The organism is Candidatus Atribacteria bacterium (genome assembly GCA_011056645.1).
GTDB lineage: Bacteria > Atribacterota > Phoenicimicrobiia > Phoenicimicrobiales > Phoenicimicrobiaceae > Sediminicultor > Sediminicultor quartus.
This window is the reverse complement of sequence record DSEL01000227.1, coordinates 1-3,406: the sequence shown is the minus strand read 5'-3', so window position 1 is coordinate 3,406 and position 3,406 is coordinate 1. Positions and strand designations below refer to the sequence as shown.

The following is a 3,406-nucleotide window of genomic DNA, read 5'->3' as shown; positions in this document are numbered from 1 at the left end:
TCTTTAAGGAGGTCTTAACATGAAAAAAGTATTGATCTTAATATGCTTAGCTATCATCTTTCTTTCTTTTGAATCTACATCAATAGTTGATGCAATAACTTCTGAACAATCACTGATCTCGCTTTCTTCGGGAGCATTTCTTTTAGAGAAACCTGCGGAATATAGTCTTACGTTTTATGGTTTCTATATTATGGACGAAGATCCTGAAACTGGCTGGTGTTCCTCAGAAGGTGAAATTTCCAATCACATATTTGTTATTGAACTTGCTGAAGAGACTGTATTGCACAACCTGAAGTTTGATTCAGCAAGCGTAAATATAAAAGGGAGTGCTGCCAAAGATATTCTTGTTGAACTTTCCAACGAAAGTCCCACAGAAGGATTTCAGGAGATTGCCCGAATATCATTAGCAGATCAGAAAGATAACCAGAAATTTCCAGTTTCTAGTGAACCATCCGGAAGATGGCTTCGGTTGACTATTTTAAATAATTATGGTTCTTCAGAATACACAGAACTGATGGATTTTCGTGCTTTTGGAGAACAATTGACCGAAACGTCTTTACCTGATATTTCTGGAACTTATGTGAGTGACTATCATAGTGACTTTCATCTGATGCAGCAGGGAACCTCAGTTAAAGGATGTTATGAATGGGATGAAGGAATTTTAACTGGTAATTTTGAAGGAAGAATTGTGAAATTAATCTGGGAGGATAGCTACGGTAAAGGTCCAGCGATAATGGTTTTTTCTTCCGATGGAGAAAGATTCTTTGGTCTCTGGTGGTATGAAGGAAATGAGGGATCACAAGGTGAAATATGGGAAGGTATCAAACAATCTCAGGATGTTGGAAGTTGTCCTTATTGAGAAGGTGGAATATAGTAAGAGATTACAGAGCAATTTCAGAGTTTATAAGGAAAAGACTGTATAGTATCAATTGTAATTATGATTCAGATATTATTCAAGACAAATCTAGACCAACTTTAAATAAGATTGTTTCTATAATCAATTATGAATAAGATATTAGAATTAATTATTGAAGGGAGTACCAGCTTAGTTAGAACTACTGAGCATGACCAGGTTCATTACCGTTAATATTCAAAATTAGTTAAGTATATCTTGTTTATAAGTGTTGATTCACTCTGGCTTTTATAGAAGGAGAAGGTTATGATAAGTAAAAGCATCTACCTTATTTCTCGATACAACAGTCTTTTTTATTGAAGAATATATTATATCAATTTCCTCACTCATAGAAAAATTTTGAAAATCGTTCTGTCTAGGGAACTTTCTAATTCCCAAGCTCTTTGAGATTTTACTGAAGTGCTTTTTTCTTTTTTTTAAATTATCTTGGAACAATAGAAGGATTTTTAATATAAAAAGTAGAAGGATTATAAATAAGTCTGTATCTTTTTTAAATTCTAATGGTTAAGTTTTAATAGCCAAATTCCGAGTAAAAGAATAGAAAAATTCTAAAAAGGAGGAATAGCGATATGTCTAAAGATTTAAAGATTCGCTGGGGTTTGCTTAAGGGAATGTATATTTATACTATTATCTCAGTAGGTTTACTTGGTTTAGGAATGATTATCATGCCTGAGAAGATTAAATCTCTATTAAGCTGGCCTGTTGATGAACCCATAGCTTTTGGAATCATGGGTAGTGTCTATCTCGCATTCGGGCTTTTATCAATATTGGGTATACGGTCTCCTCTTAAGTTTGTGTCTGTCTTGTTGTTACAACTTTTTTACAAACTGATATTGTTCATTGGTGTTCTTCTCCCTCTTTTCTTTACCAATAAGTTCCCCAGCTTTGCCATACCAATGAGTATTATATTTGCAACATATATCATAGGCGATTTCATCGCAATACCTTTTTCTTATATCTTTACCAAAGAATCAAATCAGTAAATTAAATTTCTGAATTTTTTATAATATTAGAGAGGCGATTCGTACAAGCTGAATAATTTAATAACTTTTCTAACTTTTGATACACTTTCTCAGTTTCTTCACTTATAGAAAAGTTGCGAAAATCGTCGTAATAAGAGAGCCAGATAACATTTAATTTTATTACTTTACGTGAGCATTAACTGATTTAATCTAACATTTTCAGTTGCAATATTTCCCTTAAAAGTTCTGAACGCGTTCAATAGGGGGAGCCAGACCATTTCCAGTCCTTTGGCATTTACTGAAGGACTTTTTGTTTAATAAAATTATTTTCCAGAAAAAGAAGGATTTCTAATCTAAAGGGTCGAATATAGTCAAAAAGTTTTAAGCACTTATTACTTTCACCTTAAAAGGGCAAAGAGGGGGAAAAGAAAAAATTTAAGTTTTAGATAAGGAGGTGTGGTTAGAAGAGATATTTTTTTCCAAATATTAAACTATCATGCGTAAGGAAAAAAGTTGCATAATAACTGCACAGGAGAATTTAAATAGCAAATAAAAGGAGAAAAACCTAAATTCAAATAATATAACAAAAAGGGTTCAGCTTGTTGAGACATTAGCTCTTTGCTTGCTTCAAGAAAAATAAAAAGGAGGAAAATAAATATGGAAGACAAAAATACTTCAATCACTTTCAGTGCAGCAAGAATTGTCGCCTCAATATTTGGCGTTCTGGCTGGATTGGGAGGTTTTACCCATGGGATTGGAGAAGTCCTGCAGGGTAATGTAGCTCCAGACGGAATTTGGATATATTCCTGGACGCAAGGTCCCATTGCCACCAACATGGGAGGAGAACCGGGAATAACCATTGTTCCTAACCTTTTGGTAACAGGGATCCTCACAATCACTGTTTCTTTAATTGTCATAATTTGGGCGATTGCCTTTATTCAGAGGAAGAACGGCGGTCGCATCCTACTTCTTCTTTCTGTCGTCATGCTTCTGGTAGGTGGTGGTATTGGTCCTCCGATCATCGGTATTTTGGCAGGCATGGCGGGAACCGGGATCAATGTGCCATCAATCTGGTGGCGTAAACGTCTCTCAGTTAACCTTCAGCGCTTCCTTGCCACATTATGGCCATGGATTTTTGGTATTACTGTAATAAACGGCGTGTTTTTAGTGATCGGCTCAGTTATACTGGTGTATTTCTTCGATTTGAACAACCCGGATTTATTTACTAATAGCTTTTTCTTTGCTGTCGTCTCTCTACTCTTAACTATCTTTACCGGGATCGCATATGATATCCAGAGAGATTAGGAGATGTAACCTACTTAGATCGAAAGTTATCGCAGGATACTTTTGCATTAAACAGGGACACCTTGGGTTCAAGTTGTGAATTTGCAAGCTCTTTGGTATTTTGCTGAAGAGTTTTTCTTTTTGTGGATTATTTATCTGGAAAAGAAGGATTTTAAAAAAATTTGCGCTATTAGAAATATTAAAGGATATCAAAACTTAATTCGAATATAACCGAATTATACACAAT

At 34.7% G+C, this 3,406-nt stretch carries 3 protein-coding genes; all 3 read left to right on the top strand.

Features of this window, described 5'->3' with window-relative positions:
• Positions 1 to 19: 19 nt before the first annotated feature.
• A complete protein-coding gene (locus ENO17_10345) occupies positions 20 to 859 on the top strand; it encodes a hypothetical protein (GenBank protein ID HER25432.1) in 840 nt (279 codons plus the stop codon).
• 623 nt (positions 860 to 1,482) lie between these two features.
• Positions 1,483 to 1,896: a hypothetical protein gene (locus ENO17_10340; GenBank protein HER25431.1), complete on the top strand. Its 414-nt coding sequence runs from the start codon at positions 1,483 to 1,485 to the stop codon at positions 1,894 to 1,896.
• Positions 1,897 to 2,493: 597 nt separating this feature from the next.
• Positions 2,494 to 3,180: a hypothetical protein gene (locus tag ENO17_10335; protein ID HER25430.1), complete on the top strand. Its 687-nt coding sequence runs from the start codon at positions 2,494 to 2,496 to the stop codon at positions 3,178 to 3,180.
• Positions 3,181 to 3,406 lie beyond the last annotated feature (226 nt).